At 67.2% G+C, this 24308-nt stretch carries 20 protein-coding genes; 5 read left to right on the top strand and 15 right to left on the bottom strand.

Features of this window, described 5'->3' with window-relative positions:
- Positions 1-206 precede the first annotated feature (206 nt).
- The 3 genes from QZ853_RS10285 to QZ853_RS10275 all read right to left on the bottom strand — a co-directional run bounded on the left by QZ853_RS10285 (position 207) and on the right by QZ853_RS10275 (position 4349).
- On the bottom strand, positions 207-2270 hold the full coding sequence (locus QZ853_RS10285; protein ID WP_295572677.1) for a TonB-dependent copper receptor: 2064 nt from the start codon (positions 2268-2270) through the stop codon (positions 207-209).
- A 71-nt stretch (positions 2271-2341) separates the two neighbouring features.
- Positions 2342-2773, bottom strand: a complete 432-nt coding sequence (locus QZ853_RS10280; RefSeq protein WP_295572675.1) for a DUF2946 domain-containing protein — start codon at positions 2771-2773, stop codon at positions 2342-2344.
- A 592-nt stretch (positions 2774-3365) separates the two neighbouring features.
- A complete protein-coding gene (locus tag QZ853_RS10275; protein WP_295572673.1) occupies positions 3366-4349 on the bottom strand; it encodes a LysR family transcriptional regulator in 984 nt (327 codons plus the stop codon).
- A 208-nt stretch (positions 4350-4557) separates the two neighbouring features.
- Between QZ853_RS10275 and cysK the strand changes: the two genes are divergently transcribed.
- On the top strand, positions 4558-5517 hold the full coding sequence (gene cysK / locus QZ853_RS10270) for a cysteine synthase A (RefSeq protein WP_106551328.1): 960 nt from the start codon (positions 4558-4560) through the stop codon (positions 5515-5517).
- Positions 5518-5789: 272 nt separating this feature from the next.
- On the top strand, positions 5790-6389 hold the full coding sequence (locus QZ853_RS10265; protein ID WP_295572669.1) for an O-acetyl-ADP-ribose deacetylase: 600 nt from the start codon (positions 5790-5792) through the stop codon (positions 6387-6389).
- A gap of 92 nt (positions 6390-6481) precedes the next feature.
- On the opposite strand, the gene QZ853_RS10260 is transcribed toward QZ853_RS10265, so the two are convergent.
- The 8 genes from QZ853_RS10260 to gap form a co-directional block, all read right to left on the bottom strand.
- Complete coding sequence (locus tag QZ853_RS10260; protein WP_295572666.1) at positions 6482-7627, bottom strand: ABC transporter substrate-binding protein; 1146 nt, start codon at positions 7625-7627, stop codon at positions 6482-6484.
- A gap of 129 nt (positions 7628-7756) precedes the next feature.
- A complete protein-coding gene (locus QZ853_RS10255; protein ID WP_049427418.1) occupies positions 7757-8761 on the bottom strand; it encodes a class I fructose-bisphosphate aldolase in 1005 nt (334 codons plus the stop codon).
- A 194-nt stretch (positions 8762-8955) separates the two neighbouring features.
- Positions 8956-10422 carry a pyruvate kinase gene (gene pyk, locus QZ853_RS10250; RefSeq protein ID WP_295572663.1) on the bottom strand — a complete coding sequence of 489 codons (1467 nt, stop codon included), beginning with the start codon at positions 10420-10422 and terminating at the stop codon, positions 8956-8958.
- Positions 10423-10596: 174 nt separating this feature from the next.
- A complete protein-coding gene (locus QZ853_RS10245; RefSeq protein ID WP_295572661.1) occupies positions 10597-11250 on the bottom strand; it encodes an HAD hydrolase-like protein in 654 nt (217 codons plus the stop codon).
- Positions 11247-12422 carry a phosphoglycerate kinase gene (locus tag QZ853_RS10240; protein ID WP_295572658.1) on the bottom strand — a complete coding sequence of 392 codons (1176 nt, stop codon included), beginning with the start codon at positions 12420-12422 and terminating at the stop codon, positions 11247-11249. Before QZ853_RS10240 ends, QZ853_RS10245 begins: the two co-directional genes overlap by 4 nt.
- A 624-nt stretch (positions 12423-13046) precedes the next feature.
- Positions 13047-14423: a DUF3999 domain-containing protein gene (locus QZ853_RS10235; protein WP_295572655.1), complete on the bottom strand. Its 1377-nt coding sequence runs from the start codon at positions 14421-14423 to the stop codon at positions 13047-13049.
- Entirely contained in the window at positions 14420-17041 is a 2622-nt protein-coding gene (locus QZ853_RS10230; protein WP_295572652.1) for a DUF2339 domain-containing protein, read from the bottom strand. The genes QZ853_RS10235 and QZ853_RS10230 overlap by 4 nt, the downstream gene beginning before the upstream one ends.
- 125 nt (positions 17042-17166) lie before the next feature.
- Positions 17167-18171 (bottom strand): type I glyceraldehyde-3-phosphate dehydrogenase, encoded by a 1005-nt coding sequence (gene gap, locus QZ853_RS10225; RefSeq protein ID WP_019660012.1) that lies wholly within the window; start codon positions 18169-18171, stop codon positions 17167-17169.
- Positions 18172-18364: 193 nt separating this feature from the next.
- Here gap and QZ853_RS10220 point away from each other — a divergent pair, with 193 nt between their 5' ends.
- The gene (locus QZ853_RS10220; RefSeq protein WP_295572649.1) at positions 18365-18994 is read left to right on the top strand and encodes an OmpW family outer membrane protein; all 630 of its coding nucleotides are present in this window, start codon (positions 18365-18367) and stop codon (positions 18992-18994) included.
- A 176-nt stretch (positions 18995-19170) separates the two neighbouring features.
- On the opposite strand, the gene QZ853_RS10215 is transcribed toward QZ853_RS10220, so the two are convergent.
- A complete protein-coding gene (locus QZ853_RS10215; protein WP_295572646.1) occupies positions 19171-20298 on the bottom strand; it encodes a GGDEF domain-containing protein in 1128 nt (375 codons plus the stop codon).
- Between the two features lie 113 nt (positions 20299-20411).
- On the opposite strand from QZ853_RS10215, the gene QZ853_RS10210 reads away from it, so the two are divergent.
- Both QZ853_RS10210 and QZ853_RS10205 read left to right on the top strand, forming a co-directional pair.
- Positions 20412-21230, top strand: coding sequence for a S1/P1 nuclease (locus tag QZ853_RS10210; protein WP_295572644.1), 819 nt, complete (start codon positions 20412-20414; stop codon positions 21228-21230).
- Positions 21231-21241: 11 nt separating this feature from the next.
- Positions 21242-22042 carry an MBL fold metallo-hydrolase gene (locus QZ853_RS10205; RefSeq protein ID WP_295572642.1) on the top strand — a complete coding sequence of 267 codons (801 nt, stop codon included), beginning with the start codon at positions 21242-21244 and terminating at the stop codon, positions 22040-22042.
- A 33-nt stretch (positions 22043-22075) separates the two neighbouring features.
- Here QZ853_RS10205 and QZ853_RS10200 read toward each other — a convergent pair whose 3' ends face one another.
- From QZ853_RS10200 to QZ853_RS10190, 3 genes are read right to left on the bottom strand one after another with little or no spacing between them, the layout of a single operon-like run.
- On the bottom strand, positions 22076-22639 hold the full coding sequence (locus tag QZ853_RS10200; RefSeq protein ID WP_295572639.1) for a hypothetical protein: 564 nt from the start codon (positions 22637-22639) through the stop codon (positions 22076-22078).
- Positions 22636-23838, bottom strand: a complete 1203-nt coding sequence (locus QZ853_RS10195) for a TonB family protein (protein WP_295572637.1) — start codon at positions 23836-23838, stop codon at positions 22636-22638. The genes QZ853_RS10200 and QZ853_RS10195 overlap by 4 nt, the downstream gene beginning before the upstream one ends.
- Entirely contained in the window at positions 23831-24196 is a 366-nt protein-coding gene (locus QZ853_RS10190; RefSeq protein ID WP_295572634.1) for a BlaI/MecI/CopY family transcriptional regulator, read from the bottom strand. The genes QZ853_RS10195 and QZ853_RS10190 overlap by 8 nt, the downstream gene beginning before the upstream one ends.
- Positions 24197-24308 lie beyond the last annotated feature (112 nt).

Below are 24308 nucleotides of genomic sequence, written 5' to 3'. Positions count from 1 at the left end.
TAGCGCCTTGAACCCGTTCCATGCAAGGCTGATGGCCGCGGTGTCGGCGTGTGTCGGGGTGTATCCAGCCGTGCACCGCAGGCGTTGCCATCGTAGAGTCGAAGCTGCCCGACGGAGGGCGTTGGGCAGGGGGCGGATCCTGGCGGGGATCCGGCCCCGTTTTTTTTTGCCCGCCGCGCAGGCAGCGCCAGGCCATGGCCGGCGGATCAGTACCGGTAGTTCACCTTCATCCACAGGCTGCGCCCGGGCTCGTTGATGCGCACCGGGTCGGCCGGGAAGCCGAAATCGGCGCTGCCGGCCAGGTTCAGGTGCTCGCTGTAGGCGCGGTCGAACAGGTTATCGACACCGGCGCTGAGCTGCAGCTGCGAGTTGAAGCGGTACGCCGCATTGAGCGCGAGCGTGGCGAAACCAGCACTCGGCCCGAGGTCCTGGGCGACCACGTTGCCCTGCCCGTCTGCCACGCGATGCTGGCGGGTCACTGCGCGCAGCAGTGCTCCGGCACTCCAACGCTGGCCTTCCCAGTTAGCGCTCAGGCGCGCTTCCAGTGGTGGCATCTGCGGCAGCGGACGCTGCTGGTCGCGGTTCTCGCCCCAGGCGTAGGCCAGCGTACCGCCCAGCCTCCACCGCTCGGCCACACTCACTTCCAGCCCCGCCTCGGCACCGGCGATGCGCGCATCGATGTTGCTGGCCTGGCTCATGGCCATCATGCCGCTGCCGTGATAGGTGAACAGGATGTAGTCCTGGATCTGCCCGGCGTACGCCGAGACCCACGCCTGCACGCGCGGGCCCTTGTACTGCAGGCCGACGTCGAGCTGGGTGGTGCGCTCCGGCTGGATGCCGGCAAACGCGTTCGCTGCACCGGCCGGGCCGTGATCGGGCGAGAACAGCTCCCAGTAATCGGGCATGCGCTGGCTGTGGCCAAGACCGGCGTACCAGGTCAGGCCACCGTCCAGGTCCTGCTCGTAGCGCAGGAAGCCACTGCCCAGCCATTCCTTGCGATGCTGGCCCGCAGTCGGATTGGGCATGCTCCCCATCATGCCGCGGATCGAGGGCCGCTCATCGCGCACGCTGGCGCGATCGATGCGCAGGCCGCTGATCCAGCGCTGGTCGGTGCCAGCGCCCAGCGTCAGTTCGCTGAACACGCCATGGCGACGGAAGTTGGCATCGGTCTCCCACACCGCCTGCCGGTAAGTATCGCGGCCCATGCCCATGCGGCCGCGGTGGCGGCTGTCTTCACTATCCACCCCCGCTACCAGCTGCACGTCCTGCCAACGCCACTCGGAACTGACCCGGCCGCCCTGGGTTCGGCGGTCCACATTCGAAGCCATCGGCATCGGCATCATGCTGTTGGGATTCGACGTGCGCAGCGTGTAGTTGTCCATCACATGGTCGGCTTCGTTGTAGTACACGTTGGCCTGCACCGTGTCCCACGCGCCCGGCAGGTTGCGCTTCTCGAAGTGTGCCGCGTAGCTGGTGCGCTCGAACGCGGCGCCGTCCATGCCACGCCCGGCATAGCGCGCGATCGCATCGCCGGCACCGGCGGAGATTTCCAGCAGCGTATCGGCGTCCGGCGTCCAGCCGATGGCCACGTCACCGTTCCACTTGCGCCACTTCGACGGCACCACCTCGCCGTGGCCGTCCTTGTAGTCATCGGCTTCGGAACGGTTGCCGCTGGCACGCACGTACCCCGTCGGGTTGCCCAGGGTCAGGTCCAGCACCTGGTCGTTGCGGTTGCGCGAACCGACCAGCGCACTGGCATCGGCACGCAGGCCCGGCTCCTCGAAGCGCGGCGTGTCGCGCTCGAAGCGCACGGTGCCGGCCGACGCACCAGCGCCCCAGCGCACGCTCTGCGGTCCCTTGATGATGGTCAGCCGGTCGAAGCTCTCCGGCGCGATATAGGACAACGGATTGTCCATGCGCGACGGGCAGGCACCGATCAGGTTGCCGTCGTTGCTGAGGATGTTCAGGCGCGAGCCGAACATGCCACGCAGCACCGGGTCGCCGTTGGTACCGCCGTTGCGGATGGCGGAGAAGCCGGGAACGGTCTTCAGGTAATCGGCGCCGTCGCTGGCTGGTACCGGCTGCCGCGGCAGGCGCGGATCGGTCACCCAGTGCAGGGGCGACGACGGTGCGGCGGCGGTGACCACCAGCGTGTCGAGGGTGCGCGCTTCTTCGGCAGGCGCAGCGTGGGCCAGTGACGCGGCCAGGGCCAGGCCAAGGGCAACCGGCAGGCGCGCACAGGCGGCCGCCGGGCGGGAAATCATTTTCATCGGAACAGCTCCAGGGTACGCACGCGCGCACGGCGCCCGGTCAGGCGTCGTGCGGCAGATTCACGGGGATATCAGCGGACGATGGAGACGCGCGGTGGCCCACGTGCGGCATGTGCGGGCCAGTGCGATGCGGGCAGCACCTGTTGCGACCACGGGAACACCAGGCGTGGCTGCCACAGCAGCGGCAACAGCAGCACCAGCACCGCCAGCCATGGCAGCAGGCGCATGGCCAGTACGCAGTATTCGCAGGCTTCGCCATGCATGGCGTGGGGGTCGGCCGGTCGGTTGGGCGCTGCCGGCGCAGCCCCATGCTGGTCGTGCCCGGCCATGGCCATGTCGTGCATGTCATGGCCCATGGCGGCGGGGTCCATGCCCGCCATCGCGGTGTGGTCCATCGGCGCCACCTGCAGCGCGCGGCTGACCAACGGCGCGAGCACCATCAACAGCGTCGCCAGGATGGCGAGCTGGAGCAGGAGACGCTGCGGGCGGGACAGGCGGGTCACTCCGCTAGTGTAGAGGCGGGTCCAGGGTTGCCCGTGCGGCGAACCGTCGCAGGAGGGGGTTTATCGGCAGGGCGGCGCCCTGCACCTGCCGAATCAACGTCAACGTCAACGTCAAAAGCGGGCAATCCGTGGGATGGCGGGGTGGGTCCGGTTGCGGGAGACGCCGTAAACCCATCCATGGGGGCTTGGCCGCGGCATCCATGCCGCGGACACTCCCGCAACCGGACCCACCCCGCCTTCGACAGATCTCCGCGATCTGCAGTAGATCCACGCCATGCGTGGATGCTTTTCGATTTCAATTCGAAATATTCGATTTCGATGGAGATTCATCCACGCATGGCGTGGATCTACCGTGTCGACCAAGGTCGACACCTACCAACAGCCGCCGGAATCTGTCAGAGGTGGGGCGGTGTCGGAGTGCGGGGTGTCAGCCGCATGAATGCGGCTGCCAAGCCCCCATGGATGGGTTTACGGCGTCCCCGCACTCCGACACCGCCCCGCCAACCCACGGAATGCACGCTTCTGCTGTTGCTGTTGCTGTTGCTTGAATGCCGCAGCAGGTGCAGGGCTGCAAGCCCTGCCCGCCCCCACCTCACACCGTGATGGTCTGGGTCAGTGACTCCCACGTCGGCGGCACCGGCCACGCGGCAGCCTGATTGCCATCCAGCACCCGCCGCAGGTCGCGCGGATCAATCTGCGGGGCCAGCACATGCACCAGCTCCAGCGCGTAATCGCGCAGCACCCGGTCGCGTGGCAGCACCGCCCAGGCAATGCACTCGGCGATCGGATCCGGCGCCGGCCACGATCTCAGGTCTTCATCGTTGGAGCTCACCGCCATCTCGGCCAGCAGGCCAACGCCCAGGCCGGTGCGCACGTAGGTCTTGATCAGGTCGGCATCCAGCGCGGTCAGTGCCAGGTCCGGCACCAGGCCATGCGCGGCGAACGCGCGCTGCAACGACGAATTCGGACGAGTCGAGGATTCATAGCTGATCAGCGGCTGGCGCGCCAACGCGGCCAGATCCGGTGCACGTCCGGCGCGATCCAGTGGATGCCCCTTGGGCACCACGACCAGGCGGCGCCAGCGGAACAGCGGCACCGCGGTGCCATCGGTCGGTTCGCCACCGGCGGTACTGATGATCGCGATATCGGCATCGCCCTGGTTCAGGCGGTCCAGCGCGTCGGCTTCGCCGGCCTGCTGCAGGTGCACGCTCACCTGCGGGTAGGCCTGCTTGATTGCGGCCACCGCGGGCGGCAGCACGAAGCGTGCCTGGGTGTGGGTGGTGGTCAGGATCAGCTGGCCCTGGCTTTCACGGCGCTGGTTGGCGGCATAGGTGCGGATGTTGTTGGCCTCGGCCAGCACCGCGCGGGCGCGGGCGATGACCTCGGTGCCGGCCGGCGTGACCGACTCCAGGCTGCGGCCCTTGCGCACGAACAACAGGAAGCCGAGCTCGTCCTCCAGCTGCTTGAGCTGCTTGGACAGGCCGGGCTGGGTGGCGTGCACGCGTGAGGCGGCCAGCGTGATGTTCAGCTCGGCGTCGGCGATGGCAACCAGGTAGCGCAGCTGGGTCAGCGTCATGGGCAGGCGGGCGGCGTGGGGCGGAGGTCCACTCTAGGGTCAATTGCCGTCACCAGCTTATAACCAAAGGTTGTTTAAGAAAGGTATCTGGTCATTTCCGGGCGTCATATGCCGGCGCTACGGTCAGCCGGCAGCCGCTGGCCTGAACAGCCAGCCCTCCCCCTTCGCCCGCCGAAGCCCGGCGCGGCCCCGTTTCCGGAGCGCTTCCATGGCCCTGTACGACTCCATCCTCGATACCGTCGGCAATACCCCCATCGTCAAGCTGCAGCGCCTGGCGCCGCCGCAGGTCAGCCTCTACGCCAAGGTCGAGTCGTTCAATCCCGGCGGCTCGGTGAAGGACCGGCTGGCGCTGGCGATCATCCTGGACGCTGAAGCGCGCGGCGTGCTCAAGCCGGGCGACACGATCGTCGAGGCCACCTCGGGCAACACCGGCGTGGCGCTGGCAATGGTCGCTGCCGCGCGCGGCTACAAATTCGTGGCGACCATGGTCGAGACCTTCTCGGTGGAACGTCGCAAGCTGATGCGCGCATATGGCGCCAAGGTGATCCTGACCCCGGCCGCCGAACGCGGCAGCGGCATGGTTCGCAAGGCGCGCGAACTGGCCGAGCAGCATGGCTGGTTCCTGGCCAGCCAGTTCGCCAACCCGGCCAATCCGGCGTATCACCGCAATACCACCGCCGCCGAGATCCTGCGCGACTTCGCCGGCAAGCGCCTGGACTACTTCGTCAGCGGCTGGGGCACCGGCGGCACGCTCACCGGCGTAGGCGAAGTGCTGAAGGTCGCGCGACCGCAGACCCGCATCATCGCCACCGAGCCGGCCGGCGCCGCACTGCTGAAGGGCGATGACTGGAAGCCGCACAAGATCCAGGGCTGGACACCGGACTTCGTGCCGGACGTGCTGAACCGCGATGTGGTGGATGAACTGGTCTCGGTGGACGATGACCGCGCGATCGCTACCGCACGTCGACTGGCCGCGGAGGAAGGCATCTTCGTCGGCATCTCTGCCGGCGCTACCGTGGCCAGCGCACTGGACGTGGCCGCGCGGGCCGAACCGGGTTCGGTGATTCTGGCCATGCTGCCGGATACCGGTGAACGCTACTTCTCCACGCCGCTGTTTGCCGATGTGAATGAAGGCTCCGACGACGAGTGGCTGGCCGGCCTGCCGTGATGCACAGGGTCAGAGCCCTCCCCATCCGGGGAAGGGCTCCGGCCCTGCCGGCGCACCACGGAAACATGGGGGTCAGAGCTTTTCCGTCCGGAAAAGCATCTGCCCCCTTTCTGCTTCAGCCTGCATGAAGGCATCGCGCGCCATCGTGCGTGAAGGCCGTCGGATCGCAGCGCGTGAGACGGTCATGACGCAGTATCGATGCCCTGTCCCCTACCGTGGGAACAGCCGGCGCAGATGCTGCGCGGATCACCTCACAGGCAGGAGACGGACGCATGAAGATCGAAGTTTGGCAGGGCGACATCACGACCCTGGCGGTGGATGCGATCGTCAACGCGGCCAATGAAACATTGCTCGGTGGCGGCGGTGTCGACGGCGCGATCCATCGCGCGGCCGGCCCCGCGTTGCTGGCGGAGTGCGAACAGCTGCCCGAGGTACGCCCGGGCGTGCGTTGCCCGACCGGCGAAGTGCGCGCCACGGCCGCATATGCGTTGCCCGCGCGGCACGTACTGCACACGGTCGGGCCGGTCTGGCACGACGGCCAGCGCGATGAACCCGCATTGCTGGCCAACTGCTACTGGAAGTCGCTGCAGTTGGCCGAATCGCTGGGCGTGCAGTCGATCGCGTTCCCCGCGATCAGTTGCGGCGTGTACGGCTATCCGCTGTACCAGGCCGCGCACATCGCCGTAACCGAGACACTGGCGTGGCAGCGCAGCCACGCGCAGCCGATGCGCATCGTGCTGGTCGCGTTCAATACGGCAACGGCCAAGGCCTACCAGCAGGCCCTGGCAGCTGCCGGGCAGAGCGCTGAAAGCGAGCCACGCAGCACGATGCTGCCGCCGCTGGGCGATGCGGGCCTCGCCGCCGCGCATTGAAACGCCACACAGCATGGAAAAGAAAAGGCCGGGCATTGCCCGGCCTTTTCCGTTGCACCATTGATGTCATCCACGCATGGCGTGAATCACGCTCAACGGCTGGCAGCTTCCACCGCAGCAGCGTCATCGGCCACGGCGGCTGCAGCGTCAGCAGCAGCGCGGGCCGCGGAGGCGGCAGCTCCGTCAGCACTGGCACCATCCACCTGCACGCGCACTTCCACCATGCCTGCGCCAGTGTTCAGGCTGGACACGTCGACGGTGTAGTGGCCGGCCGGCAGGGTCTCCTCCAGGCGCGAGTTGGTACCGTTGCCACCGTCGTCGTCGGTCAGCTCGACATCGCCACCGACCACGCGCAGCACGGTATCGACCTGGCTGGAGATCGCATCCAGGCGCACGTCGGCGGGACGATCCAGCGTCAGCAGGAAGCGGCGACGGCCTTCGTTGTCCAGCATGGTGTACACGCTGCCCGACTTCGGCAGGGCGGTACCATCGCGCTCGACCAGATTCCCCGGCAGTTCGATGCGGGTAGCAGACAGGGTGAACATGCCATTGACACCGCTGCCGAGGCCGCGCGCGGTCAGGGTGTACTTGCCCGGCTTCAGCGACAGGGTCAGCCGCGAGTTGGTGCTGTCGTTGCCATCGTCGTTTTCGGCTTCAACGCCCTGGCCCGACAGCTTCAGCACCGGATCGAAGACGTCCGACACCAGGCGGATTTCGTACAGGCCGGCCTTGTCCACCTGCAGGGTGTAGTCCTGCGAGTCACTGGCCAGCATGTCCACGATTTCGCCACTGCCCGCCAACGGCTTGCCGTCGTAGGGTTTCAGCTTCTCGGCGCGCAGGCGATACGGACCAAAGGCGGTCGGGCCATCGGCATTGACCGCCACCTGGTAGGTGCCGCCGCCGTTGGCACGGAACGCCAGCGAGACGTCGCCTTCGCGTTCGTAACCGGTGTTACTGGTGGAAACGAGGCTGCCGTTGTTGAACACGGCGATCGAGCCGCTGAGGGCACCGGTGAGCTTCAGGCCGACCAGATCCTTGTCTTCCAGCTTGATCTGGTAGAGCTGGTGATGGCTCCCGTCGTTGAAGTTGATGCCGCTGCGCGATGTGATCTCGCCGGACACCGGCTTGTCGAAATCGAGCGACGCGGCCTTGCCTGCGTCACCACTGCTGCCGATGCGGTTGCAACCGCCGGTGACCAGGACCGTGGCAATGGTCAGTGTGAGTGCTGCCAAACGCATGATGTTTCTCCTTGGCCTTCCATGTAGTTCCCGTGCGCCGGCCGGGCGCGCGGGGCCGGAAACGATACCCGCAAAAGCAAACGCCGGCGTGATGCCGGCGTTGCCCTGTTCATCCAGCGATGGGACGGATCAACCGTTCCACTTGCCCAGCGCAGCCAGGCCATTGTCCTTGGCGCGCTCGTACACGGTCTTCTGCGCAGCGGCGTAGTTGCCCTTCATATCCTTGGCCCACAGCTTCAGCGCAGCCTGCTGCATGGCGCGGCCGTAGGAGAAGCTCAGCGGCCATGGCAGATTGCCCAGCTGGTTCATCGCATTCAGGTGCTCGGTCGACTGTTCGTCACTCTGGCCACCGGACAGGAACACCACGCCCGGCAGGATCGCCGGCACGGTGCTCTTCAGGCACATCACGGTCGACTCGGCCACTTCCTCGACGTCGGCCTGCTCATCGCAGTTCTTGCCGGAGATGACCATCGATGCCTTCAGGATGGTGCCTTCCAGCAGCACGTTCTGCTGGTACAGCGCGTCGAACAGCGAACGCAGGGTGGCTTCGGTGACTTCGTAGCAGGTCTCGATGTCGTGGTCGCCGTCCATGATCACTTCCGGCTCGACCATTGGCACCAGACCGCATTCCTGGCACAGGGCCGCATAACGGGCCAGCGCGTGCGCGTTGGATTCGATGCAGGTGCCCGACGGGATGCTTTCGCCGATGTTGATCACTGCACGCCACTTGGCGAAGCGCGCACCCAGCTTGTAGTACTCCTGCAGGCGCTCGCGCAGCCCGTCGAGGCCTTCGGTCACCAGCTCGCCCGGGCAGCCGGCCAGCGGATGCGCACCCTTGTCGACCTTGATGCCCGGAATCATGCCGTGGTCGGCCATGTACTTGGCGAACGGCACACCGTCCTTGGTCGACTGGCGGATGGTTTCGTCGTACAGGATCGCGCCGGAAATGTGCTCGTTGAGCTTCGGCGTGGTCAGCAGCAGCTCGCGGTAGGCACGACGGTTCTCCTCGGTGTTCTCGATACCGACGCCGGCAAAACGCTTGGCGATGGTAGCGGTGGATTCGTCGATCGCGATGATGCCCTTGCCCGGGGCGACCATGGCCTGGGCGGTTTCAGCCAGCTGTTCGATGCTCATGTATTTCCTGTGGCGGGTGCGGGAAAAACGTAAGTATAGCCCCGCCGCCCGTTGCCTCGCCGTGGAGGACAGGATGGAAACGCTTCCATGTCTGCGCAGGACACGTGATGTCCTGCGCGAAGGGGCGTGGGGTCAGATCCCCGCAGGGGCTCTGACCCCGGATTGGCAGCGCCGACCCGACACCGTCAGGGCTTTTACAGATCGCCCAGGCCGCTGGCGCGACCGTCCTGGCCCACTTCCAGCAGGCGCAGCGTGTTGGTGGCGCCATGGGTTTCCATGTGCTCGCCGCTGGTGAACACGACGCGGTCACCAGCCTGCAGCAGCTCCGATTCGACCAGCAGGCGGATGCTGCCGCGTGCGGCCTCGCGCGGGGTCAGCCCACGGCTGTCAAAGTTGATCGGGAACACGTCGCGCATCAGCGCCATCTGGCGACGGGCGCCGTCATGGCGGGTGACCGCGAACACCGGAGCCTTGGCGCGGAAACGCGACAGGTAGCGGGCCGTGCCACCGGATTCGGTCATCGCCACGATGGCGCGCACGCCCACGTGCTGCGACAGGAACATGGTGGCCATGGCGATGGCCTGGTCGGCGCGTTCCAGATTGCGCGGCGAGGCGTTGAAGTCCGTCTCAGTCTGGAACTGGCGTTCGGCACCCAGGCAGATGCGGGCCATCGCTTCGACCGCCTTCACCGGGTAGGCGCCGGCGGCGGTTTCGGCCGACAGCATGACCGCATCGGTGCCATCGATGACCGAGTTGGCCACGTCCAGCACTTCGGCGCGGGTCGGAATGGGGCTTTCCACCATAGACTGCAGCATCTGCGTGGCGGTGATCACCACCTTGTTCTGCGCCAGCGAGGCCTTGATGATCTTTTTCTGCAGGCCCGGCAGCTCGGCGTCGCCGATTTCCACGCCGAGGTCGCCACGAGCGACCATCACTACGTCGCTGGCCTCGACGATTTCTTCCAGATTCTCGATCGCCTCGGTGCGCTCGATCTTCGACACCAGCGCGGCGTCGCAGCCGTGCGAGCGGGCGATGTCGCGCGCATCGTTCATGTCCTGCGCGTTGCGGCAGAACGACACGGCGATGAAGTCGACACCGATCTTGGCGACGATGCCGATCAGTTCCTTGTCGCGTTCGGTCAGCGCGCCCAGCGACAGGCCGCCCCCCTGCTTGTTCAGGCCCTTGCGGTCGGACAGCACGCCATCGTTGAGCACGGTGTTGACGATGCGGTCGCCCTGCACTTCCACCACCTGCAGCTGCATCAGGCCGTCGTCGAGCAGCAGCACATCGCCCGGGCCCACGTCCTGCGGCAGGCCGAGGTAGCTGACACCGACCTGGCTGGCATTACCCGGGCCGGCGTTCTCGCTGGCGATCAGGTCGAAACGGTCGCCCGCTTTCAGCTGCACCTTGCCTTCGGCGAAACGCTCAATACGGATCTTCGGGCCCGGCAGGTCGGCCAGGATGCCCACTTCCACGCCCACGCGGGCCGCGGCGGCACGCACTTCGGCGGCACGCTTGGCCTGGCCCGACGGGTCACCGTGGCTGAAGTTGAGGCGCACCACGTTGACGCCGGCGCGGAACAGATCCTCCAGCACGCCCGGCGGATCGGTGGCCGGACCGAGGGTGGCAAGGATCTTGGTGCGACGCTGACGCTCGAACATGGTGAATGGGCCTCTCCCGATAAAGAACGGAAATTAGCACATCCTTCACGCCGCATGTATACGGTTACAGCCTTGTGCTGCCTGACTTCGCGGGTCATCGAACGGACAACCCCAGGACATACGGTGGCGCAGGGCATTCCGTAGAGCCGAGCGTGGGCTCGGCTCTACAGGAGCTTATGCCAGCAGCGTCATCAGCTGAGCCGGCTCGCGCGCCAGCTGGCCGGCGCCGGCTTCGGCGAGCTCCGCTTCACCGCCAAAACCCCACAGCACGCCAACGCTGCGCAGGCCGTGGTGGCGTGCGCCTTCGATGTCCATGCGGCGGTCGCCGATCATCCAGCACTGTGCGGGCTGCACCTGCAACCGGCGCAATGCCTCGCCGACCAGCTCCGGCTTGTGGCTGCGTGAACCGTCCAGGGTGGAGCCGACAATTTCCTCGAACAGCCCACCAAACGGCAGGTGGGCAAGGATGCGGCGCGCATGCGGCTCGTTCTTGGCCGTGACCACCGCCAAGCGGTGGCCGCGACCATGCAGCGTGCGCAGGGTGTCTTCCACCTGCGGATACACCGTGTGCTCGCACCAGCCCTCGGCGTCGAACCGTTCACGGTAGTAGCCCACGGCCTGTTCCACCCTTGCCGGTTCAACGAACAGCGGCGCGAAAGTGGTACGCAACGACGGGCCGATCCAGCCCAGCAGGATCTCCTGCGGCGGCACCGGATGGTCCATTTTCTGCAGCGCATAGGCGATGCACGTGGTGATGCCGACCTGCGAATCGATCAGCGTACCGTCGAGGTCGAAGAACAGGACATCCTTGCGCGGGTCGGCACTCATGCGCCGCGCGCGTCGAGTGCGGCCACCGCCGGCAGGGTCTTGCCTTCCAGGAACTCCAGGAACGCGCCGCCACCGGTGGAGATGTAGCTCACGTCCTTGGCGACATCGAACTTGTCGACCGCGGCCAGGGTGTCACCACCACCGGCGATGGAGAAAGCCTTGGAGCTGGCGATGGCACGGGCCAGCGCTTCGGTACCCTTGCTGAAGGCCTCGAACTCGAACACACCGACCGGGCCGTTCCAGACCACAGTGCCAGCCTTCTCGATCAGCTGCGCGTACTGCGCGGCGGTCTGCGGGCCGATGTCCAGGATCAGGTCGTCTTCGGCGACGGCATCAACGGCCTTCACTTCGGCAACGGCATCGGGCAGGAACTGCTTGGCCGTGACCACGTCGACCGGCAGCGGGATGTCGGCGCCACGCGCCTTGGCGTCGGCGACGATCTTCTTCGCGGTATCCAGCAGATCCGGTTCGTACAGCGACTTGCCGACCTTGTAGCCGGCGGCCGCGATGAAGGTGTTGGCGATGCCGCCACCGACGATCAGCTGATCGACCTTGCCGACCAGGTTGGCCAGCAGTTCCAACTTGGTGCTGACCTTGCTGCCGGCGACGATGGCCAGCAGCGGCTTGGCCGGCGCGCCCAGCGCCTGCGCCAACGCGTCCAGTTCGGCCATCAGCAGCGGGCCGCCAGCGGCGACCGGCGCGAAACGGATCACGCCGTGGGTGGAGGCCTGGGCGCGGTGCGCGGTGCCGAAGGCGTCCATCACGAACACATCGCACAGCGCGGCGTACTTCTTCGACAGCGCTTCGTCGTCCTTGCCCTCGCCCACGTTCATGCGGCAGTTTTCCAGCAGCACCAGCTGGCCCGGCTGCACCTGGACACCATCGACCCAGTCGCGCACCAGCGGAACCTCGCGACCGAGCAGTTCGGAAAGGCGCGCGGCAACCGGCGCCAGCGAATCGGCTTCGCTCCAAATGCCTTCCTTCGGGCGCCCCAGGTGCGAGGTGACCATCACCGCCGCGCCCTGCTCCAGCGCGCGCTTGAGCGTCGGCAGCGAAGCGGTGATGCGCTGTTCGGAAGTGATGCGGCCATTCTCGATCGGCACGTTCAGATCCTGGCGGATCAGCACGCGCTTGCCGGAGAGGTCGAGGTCGGTCATGCGGACGATGGACATGGGCAACTCTTTGGCTCAGGGACGGGATGCCGGGATGCGGCAGACGGCCATTGTATCGGCTGCCGGTGGCGGGAGGGCCGATGCCTGCGGCAGGCAGAGGCGAACAGCAACAGCAACAGCCAAAGCGCTGGCGCTTCGTGGTGCTGCAGGTGGGCCGGGGTGCTGCGGGATGGCAGGGGACGCCGTAAACCCGTCCATGGGGCTTGGTCGCCGCATCCATGCGGCTCACACCCCTGCCACCCCACAGCACCCCGGCCTCGACAGGTTCATGAGGCGAGCAGATGGCAAAAGCGAAGGCAAGAGCGGTTTCTGATGTCGGATGGAGAAAGAACGGGGTCAGATCGGCTTTCCTGCGGAAAACGGACCTGACCCCGCAGCGAGTGCGCGCAGCGCGCGACCCGCTTTTGATTTTCTTTTTTCTTCTACGTGGGCGGACGCAACCGGAAACTGTCAAAGGCCGGGCGGGTGGGTTGGCTGGGGGCGTGAGCCGCATGGATGCGGCGACCGAGCCTACAGGGACGTATTTACGGCGTCCCCCAGACAACCCACCCGGCCGGCCAAGCGCGGCTTCTGCTCTACGCGACCAACCGCCCACCCACCAGGGGCTGCGCCGTTCGCCGGAACCTACGCCGAAGGCGCAGGCTTCTGCCGAAGCAAGCTGAGCGCCAGACCGCCCACCACCAGCACGCCCAGGCCCAGCAATGCCCACAGCAACCAAGCTTTCCAGTCGTGCTGCGGCTTCAGCGCGGCGTCGCCGGCCAGCGGCTCCGCGCTGCCTTCCAGGCGTGCCAGCGTCGGCTGCCAAGCAGGATCATTGCGCTGCCGCAGCTCCTCGATCAGCACACCGATCGGGGCTTCCACCCGGCGCGCAGTCGTACTGCCCACCGCCAGCGCATACGGCGCAGCGCCTTGGCTCAGGAACACCAACACTTCCGGCTGGTAGCCCAGGCGCAGGGTAGGCGCCGTCCCGGTTTCTGCAGGGTTGGCCACCAGCTTCCAGTAGCGGTCACGATGCACGTCCCCCAGCGGCTGCGCCGCCGACTGCTGGCGCTGGCCCTGCGCGCCCTGCTGCAGCTGGTAAGCGATCCACGGCGCACTGCGCCGCTGCCACTCCGCGCCCGGATCATCACGGCTGAACAGCGTCCACTGCACCAGGCTGTTGTCAGTGCTGGCCACGTCGGCACGCGCCACCGGGAAACGACCGTCCAGCTCGAAGGTGTACTCGCCCTTGCCGCTCGACGTCGGTTCCAGCGACAGCCATTCCCACGGTACGGTGGCCGGCGCCGGCGGCAATTCGGCCAGCACGCTGCGCAGGGACGGCAGGCGTGCGTCGCCCTGTGCCAGCACGCGAAGGTAGCGTGCCTCGCCATCCACCTGCAGGCGACGCTGCAGCAAGCGCTTGCCGGCGCGCTGCAGGTCCACCAGCGGGATGTCACGCCCGATCAAACGCCAATGCTGCAGGTCGTCGCTCGCATCCAGCTGCACCTGCGCCTGCAGCGGCTGGCCGGCGTCGGCCCAGTCCAGCACCAGGGCCGCCACCGGCTGCTGGCCGAGCACGCTGGCGTCGATCAACCAACCGCCTTGCCCGTTCGCCACCGCACTGCCACTCACGCGTGCCTCGACCCGGCGCACGCGGCCGTCGGTATCACGCTCGGTCAGCAGCTGCAGATCGTTGCGCTGCGCTTCGGCCAGCGGCGGCAGCACGAACCACGGTAGTTCACGCTGTACCGGCGGCTGCGCCAGCGGCTGATCGGGTGCCAGCAGCGCCGAAGGCAATGACTGGCCGGCGGCGTTGAACACCTGCAGGTCACCCAGATCGGCCGCACCGGCACGACGGTAGATCGCTGGCTCCAGCACGACGCGGTAGGCACCGGACTGCGCGCTGGACAAGGTCAGCGGCCATTGCTCGGCGTACTGCGTCCGATAATCGGCGGCCTGCACCGCGACGGCGCCCAGCAGGCCGAACAGTGCCGGCAGCAGCGCTCTGCTCCACGTCCTCATTGCTTTTCCTCCACGGCCGGCGCCGCGCTGGGCGGTGCCGGTGCCAGATAGCCCACGACCGTGCACAGCAGGCCGTAGGCGATGAACGATGCGATACCCAGCAGGTTGCCCAGATGCTGGCGATCGACAATCACGAGTTTGGCCAGCACCACGCCCATCAGCACCGCACCCACCATCCACAGCACGCGCTGGCCGCGACGCGAGCCCCACACCCAGGCGATCACGCCGAGCACGCTCCACAGCACGGTCAGGCTGGTCTGCGCCAGGCTGAAGCGCAACATCGACGCATTCCACGCCAGGCCACCCCACTGGTGCACGCCGTGCAGCACCACACTGGTCAATGCGACGAAGGTTGCCAGTGACAGCAGCGGCATGCGGATGTTCAGCAGGGCCTGCGGCGCCTGGTCACTGTACAGCCAGCGCACCAGCAGCAGCAGGCTCAGCCACTGCCCGATCTCGGCCGGGTTCAGTACCGGCAGCCACAGCAGTGGCGCGGCATCGCCCGGCAACAGCTGGCCGAACAGCCAGCCGACCGACAACAGGCCGAACAGCACGCACTGCAGCAGCGCGCGCACGCTGTCGAACGCTTCACCCAGCGGCCAACGCAGCGCGTTCCAGCGCCACAGCGACAGGGCCGCCATCAGCAGCCACGGCAGTGTGACCAGCAAGGTGGTCCAGCCCTGCGCCAGGTTGGCCTCGCCACCGCCCCACAGCGCCAGCAACGAGAGCAGCGACGGCCACAGCAGCCACCACAGGAACTGCGCGATGCGTGCCACGGTGTCGCCGCCCTGGCGCAGGCACAGCAGGGTGCGCACACCCAGCACGGCAAACAACGCCCAGGCCAGTGCGCCGTAGCCGGCAAACGGCTGCTGATGCGCATCGCTCTGCAGCAGGGCCAGCGGGAAGGCCAGCGCCAGCATCACCAGCGCGGTCACCCCCAGCGCGCGCGCCGGTTGCCGGCGCTGCATCTCGGCCGCCAACCATGCGGTGACTGCAGCCAGTACCAGCAGCGCATCCACTTCGCTGCGATACGGGAAGAAGCGGATGATCTCGTGCGCCAGGCCACCCAGCCACCACAGCAGGCCCCACAGGTAGTAGACCAGTGCGATCTCGTGCCGGGGCCTGCGCTGATAGCTCCAGGCCGAGGCGAATCCCGCCAGTGCCAGCAACAGCGCGCCGATGGCGGTCGGATTGAGCAGGAAACGCAGGTCCTCGTGCCAGTGGTCGCCGCCAGCCACGAAGGCGAACGCAGCGCCGAGCTGCAGCAAGGCACCGGACACCTGTGGCAGCCAGCGTTTCTGGCGCAGCCCCAGCCAGGCCAGGCCGGCACCTTCCAACGCGAATACGGCACCGGTGGCGCGTGCCGACAGCGCCAGCGGTACCGCCAGCGTGGCAAAGCCCACCGCCAACACCGCATGCGACTGCGCCAGCACGGTGTACGACGCACGCTTGATCAACGCCCACGCCAGCACTGCGTAGATCGCCGCCAGCCCCAGCGCGCACAATGCCAGCGTCATCGGCTGCTCATGCAGCATGCCGGCCTGCAGCGAGAACGCGACCAGCGGCGTACCGAACACCAGGCTGCCGTCGACCAGATCGCGGCGCCCGGCCGGCTGCCGGCGTGCGTACAACAGTGGGATCAGCAGGTAGAAGGCAAAGAACAGCAGCAGGAACGGTTCGGTACTGCCGAACTTGTCCGGTGCGTACTGCAGCACGCCCCAGAACGTACCGATGCCGAAGGTGAAGGCGAATCCGAGCAGGTTCAGCGCGCGCCACGGGCGGAACCAGGCGATGGCGAAGATGCCGGCATTGAGCACGGCGTAGTAGCTGAACAGCCCCACATGGTTGCCGCTGCCGGTGGACAGCCACAGCGGCGCCATGAAGCCGGCCAGGATGCCCAGCACCGCCAGCGTTCGCGAGTTCTGCACCACCGCAAGCACGCACAGGCCTGCCACCAGCGCGATCGAACTGGCGAAGGCAAACCCGGGGTTGAGCAACTCGAACCGTTTGAACGCGGCGAAGATGGTCAGCAGCAGCACGCCAATGGCACCGCCCTGCAGTGCCAGTGCGAACAGGCGCCGGCGCTCGCGCTGGTGCCAGCCGAACGCCAGCAGGCCCAGCGCACCCACGGTGACACCGGCCAGGCGCAGTTCGATCGGCAGCACCAGCCAGCCCTGGTCACTGACGTACTTGAGCAGCGCGGCGACACCGGCCAGCAGCACGAGCATGCCGATCTTCACCGGCACGTTGCCTTCGGTGAACCACCGCTTGACCGCGCCGATGCCGCGTTCGATGAAATTCGGCAATGCCGGTTCGGCCGGCAGCGGTGGCGCCACCGGTACCGGCGGCGGCGTGACGGGACGGGGCGCAGGCGTCTCGGCAGGCGGGGCTTCAGACACCGGCGGCTGCGGCGCCGGCGGCGGTTGTGGTGTCGCCGCCGCCGCCGGCCGAGCAGGCGCCGCTTCGGTGGCGGTGGCCGCAGCGGCAGGCCGGACGGCCAGGACACCTTCCAGCGCGGCCACACGGCGGCGCAGGCCGGCAATCATCACCAGCGCCACCACCAGCAGCAGCGGGATGGCCAGCAGGACCAGTACGACCAGGGCTATCAATGCTTCCATTGCGTGCTTCCATTGCGATCCCGCGCCCCAGCGGCAGCGGTCAACCGGGCCATGCTACGACAGGGCTGGCCCCATAAACGACGAACCCCGGCCAGGCCGGGGTCCGCGTGCGATCTTCGCCGGCCTTACTTGGCGGCGACAACCTTGGCCATTTCCAGGCACTTGTTCGAGTAGCCCCACTCGTTGTCGTACCACGACACGAGCTTGACGAAGGTGCCGTCCAGGGCGATGCCGGCGTCGGCGTCGAACACCGAGGTGTGGGTTTCACCCACGAAATCGGTGGCCACCACCTTGTCTTCGGTGTAGCCCAGGATGCCCTTCAGCGCGCCTTCGCTCTGTGCCTTCACTTCGGCGCAGATCTCGGCGTAGGTGGCTTCCTTTTCCAGCTCGACGGTCAGGTCGACCACCGACACGTCCGAGGTCGGGACGCGGAAGCTCATGCCGGTCAGCTTCTTGTTCAGTTCCGGAATGACCACGCCGACGGCCTTTGCCGCACCGGTGGACGACGGAATGATGTTTTCCAGGATGCCACGGCCGCCGCGCCAGTCCTTGTTGGACGGGCCATCGACGGTCTTCTGGGTGGCGGTGGCCGCATGCACGGTGGTCATCAGGCCACGCTTGATGCCCCACTTGTCGTTGATGACCTTGGCCAGCGGGGCCAGGCAGTTGGTGGTGCACGACGCGTTGGAAATGATGGCCTGGCCGGCGTAGGTCTTGTCGTTCACGCCGAACACGAACATCGGCGTGTCGTCCTTCGACGGGGCCGACATGATGACCTTCTTCGCGCCCGCATCGATGTGCTTCTGCGCGGTTTCCTTGGTCAGGAACAGGCCGGTGGCTTCGAGCACCACGTCGGCGCCGACTTCGTCCCACTTCAGGTTGGCCGGGTCGCGTTCCTGGGTCAGGCGGATCTTCTTGCCGTTCACCAGCAGGTCGTTGCCCTGCACGGCCACATCGGCCTTGAAGCGGCCGTGCACGGAGTCGTACTTGAGCATGTACGCCAGGTAATCCGGCTCCAGCAGATCGTTGATGGCCACGATTTCGATGTCGTCGCCGAAGTTCAGCACCGCCGAGCGCAGGACGTTACGCCCGATGCGACCGAAACCGTTGATACCAACCTTGATTGCCATGTTCTCAAGCTCCTGCAGCCGCGACGGGTGCGGCGGGATGGATAGGGCCCACAAGTCTAGCAAACCGGGGCTGGCCACCGGGGTCCAGCCCCGGCCGCCAGAGGGCCGGCGGACAGGATTTGATCCGGATCAAAGCGTTAGCGCGGCGTGAGGCCGAGACTGTCGCCATCCACCCAGCAACGAGATCACCCCCATGCGCATGACCTCCCCCCTGATCCTGGCCGGCCTGGCCGCCGCCCTGTCCTTCGCCGCCGCCCCGGCCATGGCCCAGTCCAAGGGTGACTGGACCGTCTCGGCCGGCGTCCACCAGGTGGCGCCGAAGTCGAACAACGGCTGGCTGGCCGGCCACACCCTGAAGGTCGACGTCGACAACGACGTCAAGCCGACCATCACCGGCGAGTACTTCATCGCCGACAACCTGGGCATCGAAGTGCTGGCCGCACTCCCGTTCAAGCATGACATCAACATCAACGGTCTGGGCCGCGTGGGCAGCACCAAGCAGCTGCCGCCGGTGGTGACCCTGCAGTATCACTTCAACAGCAAGGGCAAGGTGTCGCCGTTCATCGGCGCCGGCGTGAACTACACGACCTTCTTCAGCGAAGACACCACCGGCGCGCTGGCCGGCAGCAAGCTGAAGCTGCAGGATTCGTGGGGCCTGGCCGCACATGCCGGCGTCGACTTTGCGATCGGCGAGAAGGGCGCCCTGCGCGTGGACATGCGCTGGATCGACATCGACAGCAAGGTGAAGTTGAACGGCGAGAAGATCGGCACGGTCAACATTGATCCGCTGGTTTACGGCGCGTCGTACGTCTTCAAGTTCTAAGCGGTGTTTTCACGGCGGGGGCTTCGCCTCCGCCCACCGCGTTACCAGCACCCTAGCAGCATGTTGCCCCGGCATTTGCCGGGGCCTTTTTTTCCGACGGGATGGTTCATCCACGCATGGCGTGGATCTACCGACGGGCGCGTTGCCGTGACTACATGGAACGGATCGATTGCCGGTCATTGGTCTGCCGCCACTTCCACCCGGTTGCGACCGCCTTCCTTGGCGCGATACAGCGCCGCGTCGGCGCGCGCCAACGCCTGTTCCAGCGTGTCGCCACCGTCGTCATGCCAGCGCGCGACGCCGATGCTCACGCTGACCACTGGCGCCGCATCCGAGTCGGCATGCGCGATCGCGAGCGCCTGCACCTGCTTCCGCAACTGCTCGAACGGCGCCGATTCAGGCTCTCCCGGCACCCAATGCCCCAGCGCCACGAACTCTTCGCCGCCATAGCGCGCGACCACCGAGTCGCTACCGCGCAACTGCGCGGCCAGGGTGGTTGCCACCGCATGCAGGACGGTGTCGCCGGCGGGATGACCGTGGTGGTCGTTGTAGCGCTTGAAGTAGTCGATATCGATCATGGCGATGCGCAGTGCGCCACGCGCATGCGGTGTACGCAGATAGCGCTGGAAGATCTGGTTGGCCCGGCGATCGAAGGCGCGGCGGTTGAGCAGGCCGGTCAGGCCATCGTGGTTGGCCAACGCATCAAGGCGCTGCTCGGCCCGCCACGTGGCGCGCGTCTGCCGTTCGGAGATGTAGCTGCCGACAATGCCGGCCAGGTTGCTGGCCAGGACAAACATCACGCTCTGCAGCATCTGCGCCCAGTGCCGGCCGACCTGCAGCTCGGCCAGCACGAACGCCAGCGCGATCAGCGTGCCCGTCAGCGTCGCGACCCCGAAGCGCAACCCGCACAGGAAATAGTTCAGCAGCAGGAACAGGCTGATGCCTTCGTAGGGGTAGTTCACGCCGGCGCGGTGCGCGGTCCAGATCATCGTCACCAGCGCCAGCCCGCTCACCAGCACGACGCTGCCACCCAACCACTGCAGGTGGCGCCGCAGTACCGGCACGAAGGTCAGCACGACGCCCAGCAGCAGTACCGGCAGCAGCACGCCCAGCCGCCAGCGCAACACCATCGCGTGGACCTCGGCAGGCAGCCAGAACGTGTCCAGCACGGCAAACCCCAGCGACAGCGCGCCGGCAACCGCGCAGGCCCAGCGCATGCGCCAGACCACCTGGGCGTTGAACGCGGCGGCAAACCCGTCGTCATCGGGATGCCCGGCCATGATGCGCCTGTCGGTGATCGCCATCGGCCCCTCCCCGCATGTGCCCGGGTCACCCTAGCGGTCGGCGCATCAAGGCCATGTGGCGAACGCCCGACCCGGTCAAGCCCGGGCCTGTGACACCCCGCTAGAATATGCGCATGAAAGCCCTGCACTCCCTGTTCCTGGCCGCCGCCCTGGCGCCGGCCCTGCTGTCCGTCGCCGCCCCGGCCCATGCCTGGGGCGCACAAGGCCACCGCCTTGTCGCCGAAGTCGCCGACGCCCGTCTCAACCCCGCTGCCCGCGCCGAAGTAGACCGCCTGCTGGCCACCGAGCCCGACGCGACCCTGGCCAGCATCGCGCCCTGGGCCGACCAGCTGCGCGCCAAGGACCCCGGCCTGGGCCGTCGCTCGGCCGGCTGGCACTACGTCAACATCGCCGAAGACGATTGCCACTACGAGGCACCCAAGCACTGCAGGAACGGCAACTGCATCGTCGAGGCACTGAAGGCGCAGAGTGCCATCCTCGGCGACCGCAGCCTGACCGACGGTGAGCGCCTGCAGGCGCTGAAGTTCGTCGTTCACCTGGTCGGCGACATCCACCAGCCGATGCACGCCGGCTATGCGCACGACAAGGGCGGCAACGACTTCCAGCTGCAGTTCGGCAACCGCGGTACCAACCTGCACTCGCTGTGGGACAGCGGCATGCTCAACACCCGCAAGCTGGACGACAACAGCTACCTGCCGCTGCTGCAGGGACTGCGCGCGCCGAAGCTGGCACGCCAGTCCAATCCGCAGCGCGACCCGCAGACGTGGGCCGAGGCCAGCTGCCGCATTTCCATGCAAGCTGGCGTTTATCCGGCCACGCGTAAAATCGGTGATGAATACACCGAGCGCTACCGGCCGCTGGCCGAAGCGCAGCTGCGACTGGCCGGCGAGAACCTGGCGCAGTTGCTGAACCGCGTGCTTGGCACGCGCTGAGGAGCGTTCCAATGTCAGTCCAGGTGCAGTCGTTCTTCCACCGTGACAGCAATACCTTCAGCTACCTGGCCAGCGACCCGGCCAGCGGCGAGGCCGCGCTGATCGACCCGGTCCTGGACTACGACCCGGACACCGATGCCAGCAGCGAGTCACCGCTGCGCGAGGTGCTGCAGGCCATCGAACAGCAGGGCCTGCAACTGCGCTGGCTGCTGGAAACCCACGCCCACGCCGACCATGTGTCGGCGGGGCGTCGCCTCAAGCAGCGCTTTCCGCAGGCCACGCTCGCCATCGGCGAAGGCATCCGTGCGGTGCAGGCCACGTTTGCACCACGCTATGGTCTGCAGCTTCCTGCTGCGGATGACATCTTCGACCACCTGTTCAGCGATGGCGAGACCTTCGCCCTTGGCGGACTGGATGGACGCGTGATCGCCGTGCCCGGCCATACCAGCGACAGCGTCGCCTACCTGATCGGCGATGCACTGTTCACCGGCGACTCGCTGTTCATGCCAGACGGCGGCACCGCCCGGTGCGATTTCCCGGGCGGCGATGCCGCGCAGCTGTACCGCTCGATCCAGCGCCTGCTGGCCCTGCCCGACGCCACCCGCGTATTCGTCTGCCACGACTACGGTCCGGGCGGTCGTGATTTCGCCAACGAAACCACCATCGGCGAACAACGCGCGCACAACATCCACGTGCATGACGGCGTGGCCGAGGCCGAGTTCGTCAGCGTGCGCCAGGCCCGCGATGCCACGCTGGCCGAACCGGCGCTGATGCAGCCGGCGGTGAAGGCCAACATCCAGGGCGGGGCCTGACACGCGCCGCTTCGCTCGCCGGGCATGCGCGCGCTACCGGCCCTGCGTGCGCACGACATGCTTGCCTTTCACGATCTCGAAGGTGAAGGCGTACTGCAGGGTGACGGCCACCGGCTCGACGCGCTCGGCGCTGCGGCAGTCGCCGCGATCCGCCGGCACCTTGCCCGCTGCGAAGTGACAGACCGCTGCGGGCTTGTACTGCCACGTCGCCACCGCCTCCTGCGCGGCCTGCAGCAGGGGCGCATTCTCCGGCGCTCCACCCGCGCTGCATTCGCTCCGGTCGGTCAGCGGCATGCTGCGTTCAACGCTGCCCTGCGCATCCACCACCACCTGCAGGCAGACCGTAGTCGGCGGCAGTGATGTGCGCGGGTCACTCTCGCCCACCACCGGATCGGGTGCCATGTGCAACTGCGGCATCCGGTAGCCCTCGCTGTCGGCCAGGGTATAGGGCTGGATCTGCCCAGCACCTCCGCCTGCATGGGGCTCCAGGCGCTGGTGGCCGACATTCTCGCTGCGGGTGTCGACAGTGGTCACGCGCTCCCGGGTCGCGCATCCTGCAAGCAGGATCACCACCAGCGTCAGCGGCGCGGACTTCACTGGCCGTCCTCGTTGCCGTCCATGGCGTAGGTGATCGGTATCTTCACCGCTCCTGCGACCGGCTTGCCATTCTTCATCGCGGGGCGATAGTTCCAGCTCCGCGCAGCGGCGATCGACGCCGCATCGAACACGCCTGGATTGGTTGCGCCGAGCACGCGGACATCGCTGGGATGGCCTTTGGCATCCACTTCAACGCGCAGGGTCACCACCCCCTCCTGGCGCTGTTCGACTGCCGACTTCGGATACGACGGCGGCGGCATCTTGTCGACCTGGATCTCCCGGTCCATGACGGCCACGGCGACGCCATCCGCCATCGCACCGCTCTGGCTGGCCCATGCCACTGCGCCCATTCCCACGCACACCCCAACCACCAGCACCTGCCCCGGCACCCACAACAATGCCTTCCGCTTGGACTGCTTCAACATGGCGATACGCTCCTTCAACACGGGTTGGCTACGCCAATGGCAAACCGCGGGCGCAACCGGGTGGACCAGCTGCGCCTTGAGCAGCGTGCTGGCATAGAGGCCGCGCAGCGCAGGCTGCGGACCGATGGTGCGGGCATCGCAGGCCAGTTCCTGATCGCGCAGGAAGCGGCGCGCGGCCCATGGCAGCAGCGGGTGGAACCAGAACACTGCGCGCATCAGCAGCAGGAAACCGTTGGCCCAGTGGTCGCCATGGCGGCGATGGTTGTCCTCGTGCTGCAGGATCAGGTGCCGTTCCCGTGCGGTGAACTGTTGATCGAATGCCGGGCCGACCACGATGCGCGGCCGCCACAGGCCGACCAGCGCCGGCAGCCCGGGATCCCCGCTGGCCTGCCAGCTGCCGTCGGCGCGCGCACGCAGTGGGCCCATGCTGCGTTCGAAACGGTGCTGCGCACGCAGTTCGCGCAGCAGGCAGATACCCATGCCCAGCGCCCATGCCAGCAGCACCAGCAGGACCCACGGAAGTGATTGCCCGGTCAGTCCATCCACGGCCCCCGGCACCACTTTCAGCGGCACTGTCGGCACGTGCTGCAACACCGCAGCCCGTGGCAATGGCAGCAGCAAGGTCACCAGCAGCAACGGCAGCAGCCACCAGCTGCGATAGGCCAGCCCGGCGCCGCCCAGGCTCACCAGCAGCGGTCGCAGTGCCGCCAGCAACAGCGCGCCCACTGCCAGCCACAGGCTGGCCTGCCACAGCCCATCGAGCAGCTCAGTCATGGTCCAGCCCCTGGATCAGCTTCTTCAGTTCGGCAATGTCCTGCGCGCTCAGCTGCCCACGTTCGCTGAAGTGCGCCACCAGCGGCGCCACGCGGCCCTCGAAGACGCGGCCAATGAAGTCCTGGCTCTGCGCTTCCACCCACGCCTGCCGCCGCAGCAGCGGCCGGTACAGGTAGCGCCGGCCGTCACGCTCGGCGGCGATCGCGCCCTTGGTCAGCAGTCGGTTGAGCAGGGTCTTGATGGTCGGCTCGGCCCAGTCGCGATGCGCCAGCGCGGCAACCACGTCTTCGGCGCTACGCGGTGCCTGCTGCCACAGCACCTCCATCACAACGGTCTCGGCTTCGCTGATCGGCGGCATGATTTACATCCGTAATCGACAGCGCGATTACGCGCGTAATCAATCCGCCTGTCAAGCTCCTCGACTGTGGGTTCATCCCGGCTGAGCCAGCATCGGTTCCTCCCGCCACCAG

The organism is uncultured Stenotrophomonas sp., from assembly GCF_913778665.1.
GTDB lineage: Bacteria > Pseudomonadota > Gammaproteobacteria > Xanthomonadales > Xanthomonadaceae > Stenotrophomonas.
This window is presented reverse-complemented; position numbering and strand designations above follow the sequence as displayed.